Source organism: Corynebacterium sp. ACRPZ (assembly GCF_022346205.1).
GTDB classification, from domain to species: Bacteria; Actinomycetota; Actinomycetes; order Mycobacteriales; family Mycobacteriaceae; genus Corynebacterium; species Corynebacterium lehmanniae.
This window is the reverse complement of record NZ_JAKRMR010000004.1, coordinates 1-20,679: the sequence shown is the minus strand read 5'-3', so window position 1 is coordinate 20,679 and position 20,679 is coordinate 1. Positions and strand designations below refer to the sequence as shown.

The window sequence follows — 20,679 nt, the reverse complement described above, 5'->3', positions numbered from 1 at the left end:
AGAAACCGGCAGCTCAGGACACTTTGCAGGCGAGCCGGATCCGGCCCAGCATGCCGTTAAACGCCACCGCCGGCTGCACCTGCTGCGCCAGCCGCTCGCGGCACTGCGCGATGGCTTCCTGGCATTCCACCAGCCCGTCGGGGGTGGTGCGCTCCGCGATCTCGCGCGCCAGGCCCTCGTAGTCCGGGTGGATCAGGGCAAGCCCCGCGCCGGACTGGATGATCATCGCGTCGCGGTACACCCCCGCCAGATCCACCAGGACCAGGTCGAACATGTCGCGCTTGCGGCGGGTGCCGCGTTTCTTCTGCTCCTCTTCGAGCGCTTTTATCGACGACGCAACGCCAACCAACGCCTTGCCCGCGCCTTTTCCTTTCGCGCCCATGCCGAGCGCGTTTTCCAGCTTCGCCCGCTCGGCTTCGTCCTCGGCCTTGTGGGCCTCCACGGCCTCCTTCTCCGCCGCCTTGACCAGCGCGCCGACGGCCTGGAACGCCTGCGCGCCGTGGAACACCAGCTCAGCCAGGTTGATCGCCATGGAGCGGCGCTGTTGCACCTTGTCCGAGCGCACCAGTAGCCGCGCGCGCCCCACGTGCCGCATCGTCGCCGCGGCGGCAAGGCGCGCGTCGCGCTCGGTCGCGCCCTCCTCCTCGACCAGGATGCGCACGACCTCGTCCTCCGTCGGCGCCGGCACGTACAGGTGGCGGCAGCGCGAGCGCAGCGTCTGCGAAAAGTCCTGCGGGTCCGCCGAGGGCGCGCACATGATGATCACGGTGTGCTCCGGCGGCTCCTCCACGGTCTTCAGCAACGCGTCGGCGGCGTCCGTGTTCAACCGGTCGGCGTTTTCGATGACGATGACGCGCCAGGCGGCGACCGTCGGCAGGCGGGCTGCTTGCGGCACGATCGTGCGCCGCACGTAATCCACCGGGATGTTCACCCGCTGCGGCACCACGTGCAGCAGATCAGTGTGCGTGCCTGCCAACGCCAACCGGCACGCCTCGCAGCGCCCGCACCCGACCTCCACCGGGTCCGTGCACATCAGCGCCGCCGCGAACGCCAACGCTGCCTGCGACCGGCCCGCTCCCGGAGGGCCGGTGAAAAGCCAGGCGTGGGTCATGGCGTAGCCGTCGCCAAGCCTTGCAGCCTTGGCCGCCGACATGATTGTCTCGCGCACCGCCGGAGTACCGGCAAGCCGCTCACTGACGCTACGGGTAGTCACGGATGATCACAGTACCCGCGCGCTAAGGTGATACACCATGGAAAGATTCTGGCGCGAGCTGCGGTGGCTCTGGGGCACGTCATGGCCCCTGTACGCCGCGACCGTGCTGGGAACCAACGTCATCGCCGCGATCGGCTGCATGCTGTTCGTGCGCTACCTCATCCCCATGCCGGAAGTGCGCGAACTCGGCCTCGGCGGGCAGCTCGGCGCCATCGGCGTGATCTACGCGGCAATCGCCGTGGTGCTGGGCGTGGTGGTCACGCTGTACCTGTTCCGGCCCGTGCTGGAATGGCAGCGCCACCCCGACGGGCACGACCCGAACATGGTGCGCCACCTGGTCATGCGGCTGCCGGTGCTGCAAACCATCATTGTGGTGGGCGTGTGGGGTATCGGCACCGCGATCGTCACTGTGGGGGCTTGGCGTGTCGACGTCCGCCTGGCCACCGTCGTCCTCGCCACCGCCGCGCTGACCACCTTCGTCACCGCCGTGCTGACCTACCTGCAGGCCGAGCGTCTCGTGCGCCCCATCGCCGCGTCCGCGCTGGCGCGCCGCTTCGAGGACTCCACGCTGCAGCCGCCGATCAAGTGGCAGCTCTACCTGACGTGGTTCACCACCTCCGCCGTGCCGATGGTGGGCGTGCTGCTTTTGACGGTGGCGCAGCGCTATGGCTACTTCTCCGGCAACGTCGGCGAACTCACCTCCGCGATCGTCGCGCTGATCACCGCCGGCATGGTCACCGGTTTCGTGGGCACCGCGCTGGTGATCATGAGTGTGGCCGACCCGATCAAGGAGCTGCAGGGCGCGATCAACCGCGTGCGCCGCGGCGAGCAGAACACGCAGGTGGACATTTACGACGGCTCCGAGATCGGCGTGTTGCAGGCCGGGTTCAACGAGATGATGAAGGGGCTGCGCGACCGCCAGCGCGTGCGCGACATCTTCGGCCAGTACGTCGGCGTGGAGGTGGCGCAGAAGGCGCTGGAGGAGATCCCGGAGCTCGGCGGCGAGGAGCGCAAGGTGGCGGTGCTGTTCATCGACGTCGTCGGCTCCACCACCTACGCCGTGGACCACACACCGGAGGAGGTTGTCGCTGCGCTGAACGACTTCTTCGACGTCGTTGTCGAGGTGGTGCACCGCAACAAGGGCGTGATTAACAAGTTCCAGGGCGATGCGGCCTTGGCCGTGTTCGGGGCGCCCGTTTCGCTTCACGACGCCGCTTCGCACGCCCTCCAAGCCGCCCGCGAACTCCAGCGGGATTTGGCCGGCCAAGAGCTGCGCGCTGGCATCGGTGTGGCGTCCGGGCACGTGGTGGCGGGCCACATCGGCGGCTCGGACCGCTTCGAGTACACCGTGATCGGCGACGCCGTCAACGCCGCGGCGCGCCTGACCGACATGGCGAAGGACACCCCGGGCCTGGTGCTGACCAACGCCGGAACCCTGCGCGCGGCGAACGAGGTGGAGCAGCAGCGCTGGACGCTGATGAAGTCCGTGGAGCTGCGCGGCCGCGGCAAGATGACGCAGCTGGCGCGCCCGGTGCGCTCCACCATGGCCGACCGCGCCTAGTTTCGGGCATGCCGATGTGCCCGCCCGGTGGGGCGGGTTTTCGGTGTGTGGTTAGTCGAAGAGCAGCTCCATGGCGCCTGGGGTGGTCATGGGGACGCGTGTGCCGTTGGGTGCGACCCAGTGGATGCGGGCGTTGGGGTTGTCGATGTAGCCGAACGGGCCTTGCCTGTTGTCGGCGTTGACCCCGTTGTGGAAGGGGCAGAGTTCGGCGAGGTTGTCCATGTTGGTCATTCCCCCGTAGCGCCAGGCATTGATGTGGTGGGTTTGGGTGGTCTCTGCGGAGTGTTTGCAGTCGGGAAACGCACATCGCGGGCAGAGCAGCTTCGACATGACCTTCTGCTTCGCGTTGGCGCAGCGCTCGGCGTAGTACAGGTTGACTGGTCCTTCTTGGGGGTGGAACGCGGCGACTTCGAGTATGTCGCCGAATTCGTGCTCCATGTACTCGGCCCCGGTCATGGTGGTGCCGTCGGTGCAGATCAGGGTGACCTCGTCTGCGTGGCCGGATTGGATGCGGGCCCAGTCGGCGATCGGCACCAGAATGATCGGCCGGAAGTTCGCCTTCGGCACGCCTTTGCCGTCGCGCAGGATCCCGATGAGGGTGTGGGCCATTTGGGCGGCGGCGGGGTCGTCTGCGTCGATGAGTTTGCGCAGCAGGTGCTCCAAATCTGCGAGGTCGCGCTCGTTGTAGGTCAGGATCATGGTGCGCATGCCGGCCTTGGAGCGGGAAAACTTGCACGAGGGTGGGGCGGGTTTGACGGGTTGTTTGATCAGCCGTTTGATCCGCTTGGTCAGTGCCCTGTAGGAGCCGCGGAGGCGCACCAGGTCTAAGCGGATGCGCCAGCGTTCGGCGGCGCCTTCGACGGCGAGCAGTTTCTTCTCGATGTGCACGAGCTGGTCGATAGGTAAGCCTTCCGCGGCGGCGAGGGCGTCGCGTTGTTTGCGGGTGAACTGGGTCGGCCCGTAATACGCGTGGTGCACCCGGGCCAGGTCGCGCACCCGGCCGGTGGACAGGCCGGCGGCCATGGCTACGTCGCGGTCGAAGTCGGCGAGCACGGCCACGCCTGCGGAAACAAAGTCAGTGAAGTTCATGGCCCAGAAGCTATGGCGGCATCGCAACCCCGACAAGACCCAAATCAAAATCTGTGGATAACCCCCGCCGATTGTTGACGCCGCAACACAGTTGTCCACAGGAACGCAAAACGCGGTGGCGCACGCACGCCACCGCGGTATACGCTGCCTACTTCTAGCGCTTGCGGGCCTTGACCACCCGCTTGGTGGTCTGCTTCGGGCGAGCAACCTTCTTCGCAGCTTTTTTGGCGGCCTTCTTGCTGGCCTTTTTGGTGGCCTTCTTCTTCGTGGCCTTCTTGCCTCCGCCCTCAGCCTCGCGGGCGCGGCGGGCGGACAGCAGCTCGTTGGCGCGCTGGTCCGTCATGGTTTCCGGGGTGTCGCCGCGCTGCAGGGACGCGTTGGTTTCGCCGTCGGTGACGTACGGGCCGAAGCGGCCGTCCTTGATGGTCATCGGCTTGCCGGAGACGTCGTTGTCGCCGAGCATCTTCAGCGGCGGCTTCGCGGCGGCGCGTCCGCGGCGCTTCGGCTCGGCGTAGATGCGGCGGGCCTCCTCCAGCGTGATGGAGAAGATCTGGTCCTCCGAAGCCAGCGAACGCGAGTCGGAGCCCTTCTTCAGGTACGGGCCGTAGCGGCCGTTCTGGGCGGTGATCATCTCGCCGTCCGCCGGGTCCTCGCCAACCTCGCGAGGCAGGGACAGCAACTGCATCGCCTCGTCGAAAGTGACGCTCGACGGCTCCATCGAGGAAAACAGGGACGCGGTGGCGGGCTTGAGCTGCTCGTCGACAAGCTGCGCCATGCGCTTTTCCTTCTGCGCCGCGGCCGTCTTGGTCTCCCAGTTCTTCGCGCGCTTGCCTTCTGCGGCGCGCTGGGCGTCCTCCTCGGCGCGCTCCGCGGCGATGACTTCCTCGGCGCGGGATTCGGCGGTGGCGCGCTCGTCGTCACGCACGAGCTCCGTGACGTACGGGCCGAAACGGCCCTCCTTCGCCACCACCGTGCGTCCGTTGGCGGGGTTGACGCCGAGTTCGCGGCCGGACTGCGGGGTGGCGAAGAGCTTCTCCGCCATCTCCAGGGTGATCTCGTCCGGGGTGGCGGATTCGGGCAGGTTGGCGCGCTGGTACTCGGGCTCGCCGTCCTTCTCGCCGATCACGCGCTCGATGTAGGGCCCGTAGCGTCCGACGCGGACGATGACGGGGCGGCCTTCGGCATCGTCGAAAAGCTTCAACGAGTTCGCGGCGCGCGCGTCGATGGACTCGAGGTTGTCCTCGATCATGTGCTTCAGCCCGCCGCGGCGCGCGAGTGCCTGCGCCATGGATTCGCGCGCGTCGGCGTCGCCGAAGTAGAAGCCGGACAGCCACTTGGTGCGGTCCTGGTTGCCGTGGGCGATTTCGTCGAGCTCGTCTTCCATGGACGAGGTGAAGTCGTAGTCCACGAGCGCGTCGAAGTTGTTCTCCAAAAGGCCCACCACGGAGAACGCGACCCACGACGGCACCAGGGCGTTGCCGCGGGCGACGACGTAGCCGCGGTCCTGGATGGTCTTGATGATCGACGCGTAGGTGGACGGACGCCCGATGCCGAGGTCTTCCATCTTCTTCACCAGCGAGGCTTCGGTGTAGCGCGCCGGCGGGTTGGTGGAGTGGCCGTCTGCCGTGACCTTATTGGTGGCCAGCTCGTCGCCCTTGGTCAGCTGCGGCAGGCGGGTTTCGTTGGCTTGGCGGTCGGAGTATGCGCGCAGCCAGCCGGGGAAGGTGACGGTGCGGCCGGTGGCGGCGAACTCGCACGCCTCGCCGGCGGCGTCACCCTGAACGGTGACTTTCATCGAGGTGCCGCGGGCGTCTTGCATCTGGGAGGCGACGGTGCGCGCCCAGATGAGTTCGTAGAGTTTGAACTCCTCGGCGTCCAACGATCCAGCCAGCTGTCCGGGGGTGGCGAAGCGTTCGCCGGCGGGGCGGATGGCTTCGTGGGCTTCCTGCGAGTTTTTCACCTTGCGGTCGTAGGTGCGCGGCGCATCCGTGACGTAATTGGCGCCGTACAGCTCGCGGGCGGCGGAGCGCGCGGCGTCGAGGCCCTGCTTGGACAGCGACGTGGAGTCTGTACGCATGTAGGTGATGTGGCCGTTTTCGTACAACCGTTGCGCGATGCGCATGGTGCGCGCGGAGGTGAAGTGCAGTTTGCGCCCGGCTTCTTGCTGCAGCGTGGAGGTCATAAACGGCGCGTACGGTTTGCGCGAGTAGGGCTTTTCCTCCACTGCGGTGACGTGCATGGGCGCGGTGCCCAGCGCGTCGGCAAGCGAGTGCGCCTTTTGCTTATCGACGACCACCGCCTCGCCCTTCAGCCGCCCGCGGTCATCGAAATCGCGGCCCTGGGCGATGCGCTTGCCGTCGAGCGCGACGAGCTTCGCGTCGAACGTCTCGTCCTTGTGCAGCTCCGCCACCAGATTCCAATATTCGGCAGAGATGAAGGCCATGCGTTCGCGCTCGCGCTCGACGATGACGCGGGTGGCCACGGACTGCACGCGCCCGGCGGACAGGCGCGGCATGACCTTCTTCCACAACACGGGCGAGACTTCGTAGCCGTAGAGGCGGTCGAGGATGCGGCGGGTCTCCTGGGCGTCGACGAGCGCCATGTCCAGCTCGCGGGTGTTTTCGGCGGCTTCGCGGATGGCGGATTCGGTGATCTCGTTGAACACCATGCGCTCCACCGGCACCTTGGGCTTGAGGGTTTCCAGCAGGTGCCAGGCAATGGCTTCGCCTTCGCGGTCGGGGTCTGTCGCGAGCAGGAGTTTGTCGGCCTGCTTGAGCTTGGATTTGAGGTCGGTGACCTTCTTTTTCTTGTCCGCGGAGACGACGTAGATGGGTGTGAAGCCGTCTTCGGGGTTGACGCCGAGTTTCGCCCACGCCTCCTTCTTGTACTTGGCGGGGATGTCGGCGGCGCGGCCGGGCAGGTCACGGATGTGGCCGACGGAGGCTTCCACAATAAAGTCGTCGCCCAGGTACTTCTGGATCTTCTTCGCCTTCGTCGCGGACTCCACGATCACCAGAGTCTTGCCGCCTTCAGCCACGTTGACTGACACCTCGCTTTGCACAGAGTTATTGCCTAACAGACAACTAGCACACGATTGTGCACCCGGGTAATAGGACTACACTGCTCGGGTGCCCCGGTGCCGTTTTGGCCGGGGGCGGAAAGGATGCGTCTACGTGGTCGATTCCCTCATCGATTTCCTGCACACGCTCATGGCGATGCCGGTGTTTTACCCGCTGGTGACGGTACTTATTGTCGCTGATGCGCTGGCGCCCGTGGTGCCGTCGGAGACGGTGCTGAACTTGGCGGGCGCGTTTTCCGCCTCCCGCGGGGTGCCGAGCGTGTGGGGCGTGATCGTTGCGGCGATCATCGGCGGGATCATCGGCGACAACATCTGCTTCGCGCTCGGCGGAAAGCTCATCGGCCGGGTGGAGGCGCTGGACCCGGAGTCGAAGGCGGGCCAGGCGATCCGGTGGGTGCGCCGGAACATGAACCGCGGCGCGGGCGCGACGCTTATCGTCGCGCGTTTCATTCCTTGGGCGCGCTGGGTGGCCACGATTGTGCTGGGGTCGGTGCGCTACAACTGGTTCAAGTTCGTCTTCTTCGACACCGTCGGCGTGATTCTGTGGGCGTTGTTGAGCGTCGGCGTCGGCTACCTGGGTGGGCGCATCTTGCAGGACTACCCGCTGTTGGCGATGCTTCTGGGCGTGGTGCTCGGCTCGACTGTCGGCTACTTGATTCAAAAGGGCCAGAACAAGCTGGCCGAGTGGCGTGATGTGCGCCAGGGCGTGAGTAACGTGTAAAAAACGGGGCTTCGAGCGAAGCCCCGTCGATAAGCAAGGAGTGCTTAGAGCGCGCGCACCTGCTGTGCCTGCGGCCCCTTGGCGCCCTCGCCGACCTCGAACTCGACCTGCTGGTTTTCTTCCAGGGTGCGGAAGCCGGAGCCCTGGATTTCGGAGTAGTGGACGAAGACGTCGGAGGAGCCGTCGTCCGGGGCGATGAAGCCGAAGCCCTTTTCGGCGTTGAACCACTTCACGGTACCGGTTGCCATGGTGAAACCTTTCAAAAATTTGCGTAGAGATGTCGTCCACCAGGGCCTAACGGGTCCTGGTGCCCGCGTGCACAATCCTCGCGAGCACCGCTTCGGGCGCACACAAAATCTGTGACCGCCACCTAGTGTGCCATGAAGTGCGGGCCTTAGCACTGGGAACTGGCATACTTCCCTGTGATTATGGTTTCCCCGTTCGGTACTGAGCTGCTCGGCGCGCTCAAGCGCCGCCACCCCGCGGCGACGATCACGCATGTCGAGCAGGTCCCCGCACGTCAGGCCCGCTTCAGCGAGTGGCCTGGGTGGGTGGAGCCGCGTTTGAAGCAATTGCTTATCGACGAAGGCTTCGCTTCCCCCTACCTCCACCAAGCCTTGTGCGCAGAGCACGCGTGGCGCGGCGAGGACGTGGTGGTGGCGACGGGGACGTCCTCCGGCAAGTCGTTGGGCTACCAGCTGCCGGTGCTGACCGCGCTGGCGCAGGATCCGACGGCGTGCGCGGTGTATCTGACGCCGACGAAAGCGCTGGGCTCGGACCAGCTGCAGGCCACGCTGCGGATGGTTAAGGGCGCGGGCTTGGAGGGCATCCACCCGGCGCCTTACGACGGGGACACGCCGACAGAGTCGCGCGCGGGCATTCGGGAGCACACGCGCTACGTGTTCACCAACCCGGACATGCTGCACGCCTCTGTGTTGGGCTCGCACGCGCGGTGGGCGCGGGTCTTGCGGCACTTGAAGTACGTGGTGGTGGACGAGTGCCACACCTACCGGGGCGTGTTCGGCGCGAACGTGGCTTTAGTGCTGCGGCGGCTGCTGCGCATCGCCGCCGCGTACGGGTCTTCCCCGACGCTGATCTACGCGTCGGCCACCGCGGCGGACCCGGCGGGGCAGGCCCGCCGGCTGAGCGGGCGCGAGGCTGTGGCCGTGACCGAGGACGCCGCCCCTTCCGGCGAGCGCACCATCGTGCTGTGGGAGCCCGGCTTCATCGAGGGCGCCGAGGGCGAGGGCGGCGCGCCGGTGCGCTACCCCGCCACCGCGGAGGCCGCTTCAGTGTCCGCGGAGCTGTTGCTGCAGGGCGCGCGGACGCTGACGTTCGTGCGGTCCCGGCGCGCCGCGGAGACGGTGGCGATGCGCACCCAGGAGCACCTGTCGACGGCGGGCCGCGCGGATATGGCCGAGCGCGTCGCGCCGTACCGGGCGGGGTATTTGGCGGAGGACCGCCGCGAGCTGGAGCGCCGCCTGGACAACGGTGAGCTGCTGGGGGTGGCGTCCACGAACGCGCTGGAGCTGGGCATCGACGTCGGCGGACTGGACGCGGTGGTGATGGCGGGGTTTCCGGGCACGGTGGCGTCGTTTCGCCAGCAGGCGGGGCGCGCGGGCCGTCGCGGGCAGAGCTCGGTGGCGGTGCTGGTGGCGCGCGACGAGCCGATGGACACCTACCTGGTCCACCACCCGGAAGCGCTTCTGGGTACACCGGTGGAGAATTCGGTGTTCGACCCGACTAACCCGTTCATTTTGCGCGGGCACGTGTACTGCGCCGCGGTGGAACGGCCGTTGAGCGAGGCGGACGTCGAGGCCTTCGGCGCGCGCGACGTGGTGGACGACCTGACCGCCGCGGGCCTTCTGCGCCGCCGGCCGGCCGGGTGGTTCGCGGTGCCGCAGTTAGACGGCGAGATCACGCCGGAGTCGGCGCACGCCTCGGTGTCGCTGCGCGGCGGTGTGGGCGAGCAGGTGATGATCGTGGACGTCACCGACGGTCGGCTGCTCGGCACCGTGGACGCGGCGCGCGCGATGAGCCAGGTGCACGACGGGGCGGTCTACATCCACCAAGGCGAGTACTTCGTGGTCCAGGCGCTGGACCTGGACGACTACGTCGCACTGGTGGCGCCTGAGCGGCCGGACTACTCCACGCAGGCGCGCTCGACGACGGACATCACGATCCTGGGCGAGGCCCACCAGCTGGTGAACCCCTCGCCGGGGCTGTGGGTGGCAAGCGTCGACGTGGAGGTCATCGACCGGGTCACCGGCTACGTGGTGCGGCTTGCCGACGGCACCGTCAGCGAACACATCCCCCTCGACCTGCCCGAGCAGCGCTTGGTCACCCGCGCGGTGGCGTACACCATCGACCCGATGGTGCTGGACGAACTGGGCATTACCGCCGGCGAGATCCCGGGCGCCCTGCACGCCGCCGAGCACGCCGCGATCGGGCTGCTGCCGCTGTTGGCCACGTGCGACCGCTGGGACATCGGGGGCGTGTCCACCGCGCTGCACCCGGACACGATGCTGCCCACGGTGTTCGTCTACGACGGCCACCCCGGCGGCGCGGGCTTCGCCGACGAGGGCTTCGCCCGCTTCCACGAGTGGATCGAGGCGACCTGGGAGACCGTGCGCTCCTGCGGCTGCGAGGACGGCTGCCCGTCGTGCGTGCAGTCGCCGAAGTGTGGCAACGGCAACCAGCCGCTGGACAAGCGCGCCGCGCTAAAACTGCTCGGCGCGCTGGTGACCATGACGGCTGGTGAAAAGCCACGCTAAGGCCCGGCGCGGGCGGCGGCCTCCGCACGGCGGCGGGTGGCTTCCACAACGACGTCGCCCGCTGTGATCTCGCAGGAGACCACGCGCGCGCCGTTGAGCTGCGCGGTGCGGTCCGCGGTGGCACAGGCGTCACCGCCCCGGTACATCGCGGTCGCGCCGGCCACGGCGGCCAGGTCCGCCGCGACCCGGGCCCGGTGCGTGTCGGAGGTGTGCACCCCGAGGGCCACCACCGCCAGCGCGAGCGACACGACTGACGTGATGATGCCGGTGGCGGTGATGGTGGCGGAGCCTTCGTCGGAAAGCAGACGCATCAGAATTCCACCGGGAACACGGCTGTGGCGCGCATGGTGCCGATCGGTGCCGGGACCGAGGCCGCCGCGGTGGCCAGGCCCGCGTTTTCGGTGACGGCAACGTCGCCGCGGGGCGCGGCGTAGTCCACCCCCAGCGCGTGGGCGCGAGCCGCGGCGCCCGCGATGTCCACCGCCGTGATGTAGGCGGCAACGGTGGCGATCCCGCCCACGATCGCGGCTGTGACCACCACGAGGGCCGACAGCGACAGCGCGGTTTCGATGGTGCTCATCAGCCCGGCGTGTTGCTCAGCGCGTCGGTGATGACGCTTTCGATGGCGTTAGTGACGGCGTCGCCGTTGACCACGAGGTAGAGCACGCCGGCAAGCGCCGCGGCCGCCAGACTTCCAAAGGCGTATTCGATGGTGGACATCCCCTGGTCAGAGCGCAATTTCTGGGCTCTGGAGGCAGCGTACAGGTAGGTAGCAGTGAGTGCGGAATTGAGGTGACGCATGGGAAAACTCCTTCTAGTTGATCAGTGAGGTGCCGAGGCTGATCACCGCGGGCGCGAGCCCGAGGACGAAAAACGCCGGCAGAAAAAACGCGGTGAGCGGGATGGCGATGAGCACGCCCGCGCGTTCCGCTTTGGCTTTGGCCCGGTCCCCCGCGCCCGCGCGCAGCTGGGCGGCGATGCGCCCGCAGCCTGCGGCCAGCGAGGTCCCGGAGGTGGCGGATAGGGCAACAAGCCCGGCGAGATCCTCACCACCTGGCAGGTGGCAGATCTCGGCCCAGGCGCGCTGGGGTTCGACCCCCAGCGCCGTCAGCGAGGCCACGGTGTGCCACGGGCTGCGTGTCCCGTGGGTGTCGGCGACCGCAGCCGCCGCGGTGGCGGCGGGCAGGCCCGCTGAGACGCATGCAGCGAACAGTTCGATGTCGCTGGCGCAGCGCTCCGGGTCGGCCCTTTCGGGACCGTCGCGGGGCGCCTTCGGGGTGGCTGCGGTGACGCGGCCGCCCGGGCCAGCCGGAGCGACAAACAGCGCCGCAGCGACGAGGAGTGCTGGAACAAGGCCGATCATGCGCTGGCCCCCTCGATGATGCGGCGCGAGACTGCCACGCCTGCGCACACCAGCGCGGTGCCCACCACCAACAGCGCCCCGCCGAGCCCGCCGCCGGTGAGAAACGCCAGCGGGTTCGCGCCCATCGCGGTGCCCATGAGCACCCCGGCAACAGGCAGCAGTGCGAGGACTGCGGCGGTGGTTTGCGGGCCGGCCAGGGCGGCGCGGGTGGCGTCGCGGTGTCGGTTGGTGTGGTCGATGTCGTCGCGGAGTGCGGCGACCAGCTTCGCCAGCGGCACCCCGCGCGAGGCCGACAGGGCCCACAGCGTGCCGAGGCGTGCAAGCTCCGGCACGTGTGTCTCCAGCGGCGCGCCGGAGCGGGCAAGTTGCGTCAGGCGGGCCGCTTCCGGTTGCAGCGGGGCCGGCGCCTGCTCGGCGGCACGCGCCAGCGCGTCCGGCATGGCGGCGCCTGCCTGCAGGTTGGTGGACACTGCCCCGAGGTACGTCGCGGCCGCCGCGCTGCGCCGCCGGGCGGCCCTGTCGTCGCGGCGGGCGCGCAGCACGTGCACCAGCGTCGCGCCGGCCATGGCCGCGGCGACCACGAGGCTGACGCGGCCGAACACCACCGCGCCGATGCCCGCAACCGCCACGGTGGCCGGGATAAGCCTGGGCGCGGGGCTTAGGGTGCGCTCGACCACCCGGTACGCGGGCGACGGCGCGGCGACGGCGACAGCGCAGGCGAGCAGAATCACGGTGATCATCGGGCGAGATCCTCGTAGCCATCCAGCTCGCCGCGATCGGCGTCCCAGACCACTCTCGCGCGCACCGGCTCGCCCTCGAGCACGCCGATCTGCTGCAGGTAGCGGGTGCCGTCGGTGCGGCGTTTGACCACCAGCACCACGTCGATGGCGGCGGCGAGCTGGGCATGCAGCCCGGCGCGGTCCATCCCGCCGAGTGCCGCGAGCGCCTCGAAGCGGGCGGGCACCTCCTCGATGGAGTTGGCGTGCAGGGTGCCGGCCCCGCCGTCGTGGCCGGTGTTTAACGCGGCGAGCAGGTCCACCACTTCCCCGCCGCGGATCTCGCCGACGACGATGCGGTCGGGGCGCATGCGCAGCGATTGGCGCACCAGGTCCGCGATGGTGATCGCGCCGGCGCCCTCGGCGTTGGCGCCGCGGCTGGTCAGGTTCACCACGTGCGGGTGGCCCGGGGTCAGCTCGAGTGTGTCCTCGATGGCCACGATGCGCTCGGCCGGGTCCACCTCCGCCAGCAGCGCGGACAGCAACGTGGTCTTGCCGGAGCCGGTGCCGCCGACCACCACGAATGCCTTTCGCTTTGCGACGATCCCCCGCACCAGCGCCGCCCTCTTTTCGTCAAGCGCGCCACGCGCCACCAGATCGTCGAGCGTGGCCGAGGCAGTGCGCAGCACGCGCAGGGAAATGCACGTGCCCGCCTGGGCGGTCGGGGCGAGCACGGCGTGGAAGCGCAGCAGGGTGCCGTCGTCGCGGGTGACGTGCCCGTCGCAGAACGGCTGCGCGTCGTCCAACCTGCGCCCGCAGCTCACGGCCAGGCGGGTGGCGAGCCGTCGCACGGAGGCCTCCGAGTCGAACGTCAACCCCGAGCGCTCCAGCCCCTGGCCGGTGTCCACGTACACCTCGTCCGGGGCGTTGACGCAGATGTCGGTCACGGCAGGATCCGCCAGGATGGCTTCTAGGGGGCCGGCGCCCGTGGTGTCGTCGCGAAGCTTGCGCATGATGTCGAGCACCCCGATGTCGCTGATCACCACCGCTTCTTCGCGGATGATCGCGGCGATGCGCGCCGGGTCGGGCTGAGCCGGCTCGTCGGCCAGGCGGCGCTTCACGCGGGCGAGCACCTCGTCCATCTAGGCCACCTCCCCCAGCACTGCCTCGGCGGCGCGGTTGAGCGTGCGCGGCAGCTTCGCCGGCAGGCCGGCCTGGTCCAGCTGCTTGGTCAACCCGCGGACCTGCTGCACCTGCGCGATCACGGACGCTTTCGCCGTGTCCTCCACCTGAGCGGGCTCCAGCGAGGCCCACTCGCTGTGCCGCAGCACCAGCGCGTTGGCCACCCCGGCGGCGTTGCACTCGGCGACGATCCGGGCGGCGGCAGCGGCCGCGCGCAGCTCGGGCCGCAGCATGACCACGGCGAGGTCGCAGCGGTCCGGCAACAACGCAAGCGGGGCGTCCACCACCGTCAGCCCCTCCGTGCCGGCGGCGTGCACCACGGCGTTGAGCTCATCCAATGTCAGCCGGAACGGGTCCGCCACGGTTGTTCGCGGAAACGTCAGCAGCGCGGTGCCGTCCTCGCCGGCGGGCAGCGCCCCGCGCAACTCCGCGCGCGAGACCGCCCCGCCGGCGGCGAAGTCGATCTCGCCCCAGCGCGCGCCGGGCGTGCTCTCTAGCCCCAGCAACAGGTCCAGGCCGCCGGAGAGCTGGTGGGCGTCCACCAGCGTGGCGTTGCCCGCCGCCCGGCACAGCGCCGCGGCGAGCACCGACGCGCCCGCCCCGCCGCACGCGCCGAGCACGGCGACGACCTTCCCACTCGCCGCCGACACAGCCGGGGCCAGCGCGAGCGCGCCGATGCTGCGCAGCACGTCCGCGGCCTGGGCGGGCAGGGCGAAGACGTCCTCGCGCGTCGCGGCCGGGGCGGTGTCCGCGACCACGGTGAACACGTTCGGTCCCCGTGTTTGGGTGCTTAAGGAGGGGGCCCGGAGGTCGTCGATAAGCAAGGCATGCGCCTTGGGAGCGTGGCGGGCGAGCTGGGTGTCGTCGGCGGCGTCGATGACCTTGCGACCTGTGGCGGCGGCGATGTGGATGGCTTCGGAGTGCAGCGCCGGGTCCGCGACCGCGACGACGATGGGGCCTGTGTTTGCGTGTGTCATGGCGGTAGCGTGCAACCGTGGCAACCCGGAAACAATGGGCAAAATTTTTTCTGTGGATAACCCACCCCTATTGCGGACGCTTCAACAATTCCGCTGTGGATAAGTCGCCCCACGCGTCACACTGGTTTCACAGGCCTTAGCTACGCATCCGTAGGGTTTGGGGTCTACACTGCAGGAGTATGTCTGCTAACAAGCCGGTGGCGGCCTTCTTCGACCTGGACAAGACGATCATTGCGACGTCGTCCGCGTTCGCCTTCGGCAAAGAATTCCTGAACAACGGGATGATCACCCGCCAGGAAGCCTGGGAGCTCTACCTCACCAAAGCCCAGTACATGCTGGTGGGCCAGTCCAGCCAGAAGATGGACTCCACCCGCGACGCGCTGGCGCAGATGGTCGCCGGCTGGGACGTCGCAGCCATCCAGCGCATCACCCGCGACACTCTGCGCGAGGTGGTCGCCCCCGCTATTTACGCCGAGGCGCGCCAGCTTATCGACGACCACAGGAACGCCGGCCACCACGTCATCATCATCTCGGCCTCGGCTGCGATCCTGGTGGAGCCGATCGCCGACGAACTCGGAGTGGACACCGTGGTCGCCACCGAAATGGCCGTGGAAAACGGCAAGCTCACCGGCGAAATCACCCGCTACCTCAAAGGCGACGCGAAGGCCGAGGCGGTGCGACAGTTCGCCGCCGAGCACGACTTCGACCTGGACCACAGCTACGCCTACTCCGACTCGGCCACCGACATCCCCATGCTGGAGCTGGTGGGCAACCCGGTGGCCGTGAACCCGGACCGGGCGCTGAAGAAACACGCGCTGGCCAACGGCTGGCAGGCCCGCACCTTCAAAAACCCGGAGCCGCTGTTCCAGATGCCGAACGCGCGCGAAGTGGGCATCGGCGCGGGCGTGATCGCTGGCGTGACCGCCCTGGCAGTCGCCGGTGTCCTCATCGCCCGCGCCATGGGCGGCGGCAAGGACGACAAGCGCTCGGCGTAAAACCGCGTGACTTTTCTACCCCGATTCGGGCAAATACCTCCATACATCGCTAACATCGTGTGAAGAATTTCCAGGCACCTTCCCGGGTGCCGTATAAAAGCCACCCAGGAAGGTGAACTACAAGTGAGCAACGAAGGCCTCTACACCAGCGGCTCCACCGCCGTGAACGCCAAGGTGGACTCCATCCCGCTGCGCGACACCTACGCCACCCAGCCGGGCAACGACTCCATCGGCACCCTGATCTCCAACGCGTCCCAGCAGGTCTCCACCCTGGTCCGCGGCGAGATCGAGCTGGCCAAGGCCGAGGTCGTCGGCGAGGTGAAGAAGGGCGCCATGGGCGGCGGCCTGTTCGCCGTGGCCGGCGTGATCGCGCTGTACTCCTCCTTCTTCCTCTTCTTCGCCATCGCGGAGATGCTCGCGTCCTGGATGCACCGCGGCTGGGCGTTCCTGATTGTCTTCCTGGTCATGCTGGCGCTGGCTGGCCTGCTCGCCTTCATCGGCTTCAAGAAGATCAAGAAGATCAAGGCGCCGGAGAAGACCATCGAGTCCGTCAACGAGCTGAAGAACCTCAAGCCGGGCCAGGCGCAGAAGAACCTGGCCAAGGACGAGGCTGGCCTCTACACCTCCTCCGGCACGGGCTCCTCGCTGCCGCGCACCGGCTCCACCGCCGTTAACCGCTAACGCACGCTTGCGTATCCGCGGGGCGCGTTAAGCTCCGCACATCCCCTACGCGCTGCTGCACCTGGTGTGCAGTCAGCGCGTATCCCGTTTCTGAGGTGTCCAGGGACGCCCCGAAGATCATTCCCGCGACTTCGCCTCCCGGGGTGAGCAGCGGCCCGCCGGAGTTGCCCTGGCGGATGTTGCCGCGGATGGTGTACGCCTCGCGCTCCACGCGCCCGGTGGTGTAGATGTCCGGGCCCGCGATTTCCAGCTTGCCGCGGATGCGCACCGGCGCCGCCTCGAACGGGCCGGACTTGGGGTAGCCCATCACCACGGCGCTGTCGCTGACCGCCAGCTCGTCTTCGGCCCAGCGCAGCTCCGGCAGGCCCAGTTCCTCGGCGCGCAGCACCGCGATGTCGGTGTCCGGGTCAAACAGCACCACCTGCGCGGGCTTGACTCCCACCACAGTGTCCAGGGCCACCCGTTCGGTGCCGGCCACCACGTGCGCGTTGGTGAGCACGTAGCCGTCCTCGATGACGAAACCGGTGCCCATCAGGCGCCGCCGGCAGGTTTCCGCGTCCCCCATCACGTGCACCACGCTGGGGCGAAGCTTCTCGACGACCTCCGGCTCCACCACGGACCCATCCGGCGCCGCTACCTGCGCCCCGCCCAGCGAATGGAAGGGGGAGACCAACGGCGGCAGCCCGGATTCGTCGAGAAGCGCGGCGAACCTCGCCGGCAGCTTCGAGGCGGACTCGGGCGCGGCGGCGTTGATGGTGCCGAAGACGCGGGAGGAGCGGATGCCGTCGCCGATCTCGCCCGGCACCGAGGCCGCCAGCGGGATGGAGATGAACCACAGCACCGCAGCCACCGCCACCGATTGGAACGTCGCGCCGAGCGCGGAATCCAGCACGCGGCGGCCCCGGGAGCGCACACGCCCGCGCAGGCTGGCGCCGACGGTGACGCCGACCAGGTTGCCCAGGCCCACAAACAGCACGACCAGGGCGATGAGCAGCACAATGCGCACCGTCTGGGACTCCGACAAGTCCAGGACGAACGGTGCCAGCGCAAGCCCGATGACCAGGCCCGCCACCACGCCGATTGCGGAAAGCACCGCGGAGAGCGCCCCCTGGCGCCAGCCGCTGATGCAGGCGGCGACGACGGCGAGCGCGAGCAGGACGTCGATAACCAGGTGCATTCCGGTGATGTTACCGCTCACGGTTGGCAGAACGCGCCAGCGCAGCCCGCAAGTCGCCAGGCTTTTCGTCCCAGGGCCGCACCCAGCCGCCCAGCTTCAGCACCACGGCGAGCAGCACGCCGGTAAAGCCCCACACCAGAAACTCGCCTGCCCAAAACGCCGGCCCCGACCATTCCTTGATGCCCAGCATCGCCCGGTTTCGCGGATCCACCAGCTCGCGCACCGGCACGAAAAACACCGCGTCCGTCTCCTCCTTGCTGGCCGGGTAGACCTCCCCCGGCTCCGGGGTGAACGCCACCACGGGGCGCACGCGCCGGTTGCTTCCGCCGGTGGTCGCCGCGGCCAGCATGGCCAGCGGGATCACCCGGTCCGGGTCCAGGCCGGTTTCCTCCCACGCCTCGCGCAGCGCGGCGTTCACCGGGCCGCCGTCATCGGGGTCAATGTGGCCGCCGGGAAAGGCCATCTGCCCGGAGTGGCTGCGCATGCGCGGGGTGCGGTGGGTAATCAGCACCCGTGCGTCTTCTGGCAGCTCGGTGGCGCGCGGGTCGCCGGCGAACAGGATTAGCACCGCGGCTTGATCCGCGCCGTCTTGTTGCAGCACGCGGGGCGACAGGAGCCTGCGTGGGATCTCTGCCCCGCCATCCGCGATGGCCTCTAGCAGGGGTTTGAGCCACAGCGGCGCACGGTCCGGGCGCAGCGGGGCATCCATCTACAACGCCCCCTCGACAGCTGCGGCGAGCTCTTCAGCCGAGGTGAATTCCCTGGCAAACACCGCCACCTGATCGCCGCCGCGCAGCACCACCGTCACCGGCACCACCGGCGGCAGCCCCTGCTCGGCGGCGAAGGCGCCCGAGTCGTCCTGGTAGCTGGGCAGGCCCACCCCGACATCCTCCAGCAGTGCCGCGCCATTGCCCGCGTTTTGGTCCGCGTGCACGCCCACCACCGTGTATTCCGGGTGCGTGCGCGCGAACTCCTCCACTGCCGGCAGCTCCGCGCGGCACGGCTGGCACCACCAGGCCCACACGTTGACCACGGTGATCTCCTTGGCCTCGCCGGCCACGTCCCCGCCCAGGCACGGCAGGTCCAGCCCAGCCGGGCAGTCCGGCCGTTGAGGCACCTGCTTCTCGACGGCCACAGGGTCCCCCGTTGGTTGATCGTCGACAAGCAAACTGCGCGCGCCCGCCACCACGAGCAGGGTCACCGCGACGATGACCGCAACACTCACCCAGATCGCGCGCTTCATGCAAGCCCCAGGATGTGGTCGCGCTCCGGGCCCGTGACCAGGTCCGAGGCCGCCTCCGGATCGGTGGGGCCGGCGCCGAAGCTCGGGCAGTCGAACGCGATCGGGCACACGCCGCACGCCGGTTTGCGGGCGTGGCAGATACGGCGGCCGTGGAAGATGATGCGGTGGGAGAACATGGTCCACTCGCGGCGCTCGATGAGCCCGGCGATGGCGTGCTCGATCTTCACCGGATCCGTTTCCTCGGTGAGCATGAGGCGCTTGACCAGCCGCTGAAAGTGCGTGTCCACCGTCAGCCCCGGCATGCCGAACGCGTTGCCGCGCACCACGTGCGCCGTCTTGCGGCCCACGCCCGGAAGCGTCACCAGATCCTCGAGTTTGGTGGGCACTTCCCCGCCGAAATCCGCCACCAGCTTCTGGCCTAAACCGATGAGGTTTTTCGCCTTCGAGCGGTAGAAACCGGTGGAACGGATAAGCTCCTCCACCTCGGTTTGATCGGCTTCCGCGTACGCGTGGGCGGTGGGGTACTTGGCAAACAACGCCGGGGTGACCATGTTGACGCGCACGTCCGTGGTCTGCGCCGAAAGCACCGTCGCCACTAGCAGCTCCAGCGGGTTGGAAAAGTCCAGCTCAGCGTGCGCGTCCGGGAACGTCTCCGCCAGCGTGCGGTTGATCCGGCGGGCCCTCCTCGTGCGGCCGATGTCCGTCTCCGCCCCCTTCGCCGCCGGATGGGATCCGGGGCGGCGGTGTTTTTTCGGCGTGGTGGAGGACATGACCGACATGCTAGTTATGCGTGGCGTAAAATGACACCTATGAATGTGATTCTCGTGCTGCTGATCCCGGTAGTGCTCGGAGCGTTCCCGCTGGCGATGGAGCGGCTCGAGGCGCGCGTGGTGGATTAACACCAACTTGGCCAACCACCTGACCAAGACCGCGCATGGGTGGTAAAGTGCAAAACGCACTGTGACGGCTGCCAAAAAGTTACGCGAAAGTGACTGCAACCACTGCCCCCTGGCCGTCCCAACCGAGGAGGATTCATGGAAGGCGTACAGGACACACTCGCCCGCGCCGGCATTTTCCAGGGCGTGGACCCGGAAGCAGTAGCCGCGCTAATCAACGAGATGGACACGGTGACCTTCCCCAAAGGCACCACCATCTTCGACGAAGGCGAACCCGGCGACCGCCTCTACATCATCGTCGACGGCAAAATTAAGCTCGCCCGCCACGCCCCGGACGGCCGCGAGAACCTGCTGTCCGTGATGGGCCCGTCGGACATGTTCGGCGAGCTGTCTATCTTCGACCCGGGTCCACGCACCTCCTCCGCAGTGTGCGTCACCGAAGTCACCTGCGCCACCATGGACTCCACCATGCTGCGCACCTGGATCGACACCCACCCGGAGATCTCCCAGCAGCTCCTCCGCGTACTGGCCCGCCGCCTGCGCCGCACAAACGCGTCGCTTGCGGACCTCATCTTCACCGACGTGCCCGGCCGCGTGGCCAAGACGCTGCTGCAGCTGGCCAACCGCTTCGGCACCCACGAAGGCGGCGCCCTGCGCGTCAACCACGACCTGACGCAGGAAGAGATCGCCCAGCTCGTCGGCGCCTCCCGCGAGACGGTGAACAAGGCGCTGGCCACCTTCGCCCACCGCGGCTGGATCCGCCTCGAGGGCAAGAGCGTGCTCATAGTCGACACCGAGCACCTCGCCCGCCGCGCCCGCTAGCGCGCCCCCGTTTGCACAAATCGACAACGCTCCGGCATTTCCCCAGGTGGGAGAAGCCGGAGCGTTGGCGTCGCTTTGTGTCAAGTGGTTGTGAACAGTTTCTGGTTCAGGCGACGGTAAGTGTGGGTGATTGTGGGCGGGTTTTGGTGGTTGTGCGGATGATGGTGACCTCTTTGGGTAGTCCGGTCGG

At 68.3% G+C, this 20,679-nt stretch carries 20 protein-coding genes and 1 pseudogene; 6 read left to right on the top strand and 15 right to left on the bottom strand.

Annotated features, from left to right (window positions below; translation table 11 throughout):
* Nucleotides 1-13: 13 nt before the first annotated feature.
* Entirely contained in the window at nt 14-1,213 is a 1,200-nt protein-coding gene (locus MHX64_RS03715) for a DNA polymerase III subunit delta' (protein ID WP_239355987.1), read from the bottom strand.
* A 235-nt stretch (nt 1,214-1,448) separates the two neighbouring features.
* Between MHX64_RS03715 and MHX64_RS03710 the strand changes: the two are divergent.
* Nucleotides 1,449-2,774 (top strand): annotated as a pseudogene (locus tag MHX64_RS03710) (adenylate/guanylate cyclase domain-containing protein); the annotation flags it as partial.
* A gap of 51 nt (nt 2,775-2,825) precedes the next feature.
* Here the strand turns inward: MHX64_RS03710 and MHX64_RS03705 are convergent.
* Entirely contained in the window at nt 2,826-3,863 is a 1,038-nt protein-coding gene (locus MHX64_RS03705) for an HNH endonuclease signature motif containing protein (RefSeq protein ID WP_239355989.1), read from the bottom strand.
* Between the two features lie 154 nt (nt 3,864-4,017).
* Nucleotides 4,018-6,900: a type I DNA topoisomerase gene (gene topA / locus MHX64_RS03700; protein WP_239355990.1), complete on the bottom strand. Its 2,883-nt coding sequence runs from the start codon at nt 6,898-6,900 to the stop codon at nt 4,018-4,020.
* 136 nt (nt 6,901-7,036) lie between these two features.
* Between topA and MHX64_RS03695 the strand changes: the two genes are divergently transcribed.
* A complete protein-coding gene (locus MHX64_RS03695; RefSeq protein ID WP_239355991.1) occupies nt 7,037-7,663 on the top strand; it encodes a VTT domain-containing protein in 627 nt (208 codons plus the stop codon).
* Nucleotides 7,664-7,707: 44 nt separating this feature from the next.
* Here the strand turns inward: MHX64_RS03695 and MHX64_RS03690 are convergent, their stop codons facing one another.
* Entirely contained in the window at nt 7,708-7,911 is a 204-nt protein-coding gene (locus MHX64_RS03690; RefSeq protein ID WP_034996968.1) for a cold-shock protein, read from the bottom strand.
* 180 nt (nt 7,912-8,091) lie between these two features.
* Between MHX64_RS03690 and MHX64_RS03685 the strand changes: the two genes are divergently transcribed.
* Complete coding sequence (locus MHX64_RS03685; protein ID WP_239355992.1) at nt 8,092-10,437, top strand: DEAD/DEAH box helicase; 2,346 nt, start codon at nt 8,092-8,094, stop codon at nt 10,435-10,437.
* Here MHX64_RS03685 and MHX64_RS03680 read toward each other — a convergent pair.
* From MHX64_RS03680 to ssd, 7 genes are read right to left on the bottom strand one after another with little or no spacing between them, the layout of a single operon-like run.
* On the bottom strand, nt 10,434-10,748 hold the full coding sequence (locus tag MHX64_RS03680) for an Rv3654c family TadE-like protein (protein WP_239355993.1): 315 nt from the start codon (nt 10,746-10,748) through the stop codon (nt 10,434-10,436). The two genes, MHX64_RS03685 and MHX64_RS03680, sit on opposite strands and share 4 nt — an antisense overlap.
* On the bottom strand, nt 10,748-11,017 hold the full coding sequence (locus MHX64_RS03675; RefSeq protein ID WP_181890100.1) for a hypothetical protein: 270 nt from the start codon (nt 11,015-11,017) through the stop codon (nt 10,748-10,750). Before MHX64_RS03675 ends, MHX64_RS03680 begins: the two co-directional genes overlap by 1 nt.
* Nucleotides 11,017-11,238 (bottom strand): DUF4244 domain-containing protein, encoded by a 222-nt coding sequence (locus tag MHX64_RS03670; RefSeq protein WP_239355995.1) that lies wholly within the window; start codon nt 11,236-11,238, stop codon nt 11,017-11,019. The genes MHX64_RS03675 and MHX64_RS03670 overlap by 1 nt, the downstream gene beginning before the upstream one ends.
* A gap of 13 nt (nt 11,239-11,251) precedes the next feature.
* Entirely contained in the window at nt 11,252-11,800 is a 549-nt protein-coding gene (locus tag MHX64_RS03665) for a type II secretion system F family protein (protein WP_239355997.1), read from the bottom strand.
* Nucleotides 11,797-12,540 carry a type II secretion system F family protein gene (locus MHX64_RS03660; RefSeq protein ID WP_239355999.1) on the bottom strand — a complete coding sequence of 248 codons (744 nt, stop codon included), beginning with the start codon at nt 12,538-12,540 and terminating at the stop codon, nt 11,797-11,799. The genes MHX64_RS03665 and MHX64_RS03660 overlap by 4 nt, the downstream gene beginning before the upstream one ends.
* A complete protein-coding gene (locus tag MHX64_RS03655; RefSeq protein ID WP_239356000.1) occupies nt 12,537-13,658 on the bottom strand; it encodes a TadA family conjugal transfer-associated ATPase in 1,122 nt (373 codons plus the stop codon). Before MHX64_RS03655 ends, MHX64_RS03660 begins: the two co-directional genes overlap by 4 nt.
* On the bottom strand, nt 13,659-14,675 hold the full coding sequence (gene ssd / locus MHX64_RS03650; protein ID WP_239356001.1) for a septum site-determining protein Ssd: 1,017 nt from the start codon (nt 14,673-14,675) through the stop codon (nt 13,659-13,661).
* A gap of 179 nt (nt 14,676-14,854) precedes the next feature.
* Here ssd and MHX64_RS03645 point away from each other — a divergent pair, with 179 nt between their 5' ends.
* A complete protein-coding gene (locus MHX64_RS03645) occupies nt 14,855-15,670 on the top strand; it encodes an HAD family phosphatase (protein ID WP_239356002.1) in 816 nt (271 codons plus the stop codon).
* A gap of 123 nt (nt 15,671-15,793) precedes the next feature.
* A complete protein-coding gene (locus MHX64_RS03640; protein ID WP_239307010.1) occupies nt 15,794-16,351 on the top strand; it encodes a phage holin family protein in 558 nt (185 codons plus the stop codon).
* Here the strand turns inward: MHX64_RS03640 and MHX64_RS03635 are convergent.
* Genes MHX64_RS03635 through nth form a run of 4 tightly spaced genes read right to left on the bottom strand, consistent with a single transcriptional unit; the run spans nt 16,341 to nt 19,541 of the window.
* On the bottom strand, nt 16,341-17,528 hold the full coding sequence (locus MHX64_RS03635; RefSeq protein WP_239356003.1) for a MarP family serine protease: 1,188 nt from the start codon (nt 17,526-17,528) through the stop codon (nt 16,341-16,343). The genes MHX64_RS03640 and MHX64_RS03635 overlap by 11 nt on opposite strands.
* Nucleotides 17,529-17,538: 10 nt before the next feature.
* Nucleotides 17,539-18,237 carry a CoA pyrophosphatase gene (locus MHX64_RS03630; protein WP_239307011.1) on the bottom strand — a complete coding sequence of 233 codons (699 nt, stop codon included), beginning with the start codon at nt 18,235-18,237 and terminating at the stop codon, nt 17,539-17,541.
* On the bottom strand, nt 18,238-18,771 hold the full coding sequence (locus tag MHX64_RS03625) for a TlpA disulfide reductase family protein (protein ID WP_239356004.1): 534 nt from the start codon (nt 18,769-18,771) through the stop codon (nt 18,238-18,240).
* Nucleotides 18,768-19,541: an endonuclease III gene (gene nth, locus MHX64_RS03620; RefSeq protein ID WP_181890111.1), complete on the bottom strand. Its 774-nt coding sequence runs from the start codon at nt 19,539-19,541 to the stop codon at nt 18,768-18,770. Before nth ends, MHX64_RS03625 begins: the two co-directional genes overlap by 4 nt.
* Before the next feature lie 264 nt (nt 19,542-19,805).
* On the opposite strand from nth, the gene glxR reads away from it, so the two are divergent.
* The gene (gene glxR, locus MHX64_RS03615; protein ID WP_034996942.1) at nt 19,806-20,489 is read left to right on the top strand and encodes a CRP-like cAMP-activated global transcriptional regulator GlxR; all 684 of its coding nucleotides are present in this window, start codon (nt 19,806-19,808) and stop codon (nt 20,487-20,489) included.
* The last annotated feature ends 190 nt before the right edge of the window (nt 20,490-20,679 follow it).

Excerpts from the sequence above, each read along its gene's own strand:
- ssd (WP_239356001.1), bottom strand. The coding sequence starts at position 14,675 with ATGACACACGCAAACACAGGCCCCATCGTCGTCGCGGTCGCGGACCCG.
- MHX64_RS03675 (WP_181890100.1), bottom strand. The coding sequence starts at position 11,017 with ATGAGCACCATCGAAACCGCGCTGTCGCTGTCGGCCCTCGTGGTGGTC.
- MHX64_RS03645 (WP_239356002.1), top strand. The coding sequence starts at position 14,855 with ATGTCTGCTAACAAGCCGGTGGCGGCCTTCTTCGACCTGGACAAGACG.
- nth (WP_181890111.1), bottom strand. The coding sequence starts at position 19,541 with ATGTCCTCCACCACGCCGAAAAAACACCGCCGCCCCGGATCCCATCCG.
- glxR (WP_034996942.1), top strand. The coding sequence starts at position 19,806 with ATGGAAGGCGTACAGGACACACTCGCCCGCGCCGGCATTTTCCAGGGC.
- MHX64_RS03685 (WP_239355992.1), top strand. The coding sequence starts at position 8,092 with ATGGTTTCCCCGTTCGGTACTGAGCTGCTCGGCGCGCTCAAGCGCCGC.
- MHX64_RS03660 (WP_239355999.1), bottom strand. The coding sequence starts at position 12,540 with ATGATCACCGTGATTCTGCTCGCCTGCGCTGTCGCCGTCGCCGCGCCG.
- MHX64_RS03635 (WP_239356003.1), bottom strand. The coding sequence starts at position 17,528 with ATGCACCTGGTTATCGACGTCCTGCTCGCGCTCGCCGTCGTCGCCGCC.
- MHX64_RS03665 (WP_239355997.1), bottom strand. The coding sequence starts at position 11,800 with ATGATCGGCCTTGTTCCAGCACTCCTCGTCGCTGCGGCGCTGTTTGTC.
- MHX64_RS03670 (WP_239355995.1), bottom strand. The coding sequence starts at position 11,238 with ATGCGTCACCTCAATTCCGCACTCACTGCTACCTACCTGTACGCTGCC.
- MHX64_RS03630 (WP_239307011.1), bottom strand. The coding sequence starts at position 18,237 with ATGGATGCCCCGCTGCGCCCGGACCGTGCGCCGCTGTGGCTCAAACCC.
- MHX64_RS03705 (WP_239355989.1), bottom strand. The coding sequence starts at position 3,863 with ATGAACTTCACTGACTTTGTTTCCGCAGGCGTGGCCGTGCTCGCCGAC.
- MHX64_RS03680 (WP_239355993.1), bottom strand. The coding sequence starts at position 10,748 with ATGCGTCTGCTTTCCGACGAAGGCTCCGCCACCATCACCGCCACCGGC.
- MHX64_RS03655 (WP_239356000.1), bottom strand. The coding sequence starts at position 13,658 with ATGGACGAGGTGCTCGCCCGCGTGAAGCGCCGCCTGGCCGACGAGCCG.
- MHX64_RS03625 (WP_239356004.1), bottom strand. The coding sequence starts at position 18,771 with ATGAAGCGCGCGATCTGGGTGAGTGTTGCGGTCATCGTCGCGGTGACC.
- MHX64_RS03690 (WP_034996968.1), bottom strand. The coding sequence starts at position 7,911 with ATGGCAACCGGTACCGTGAAGTGGTTCAACGCCGAAAAGGGCTTCGGC.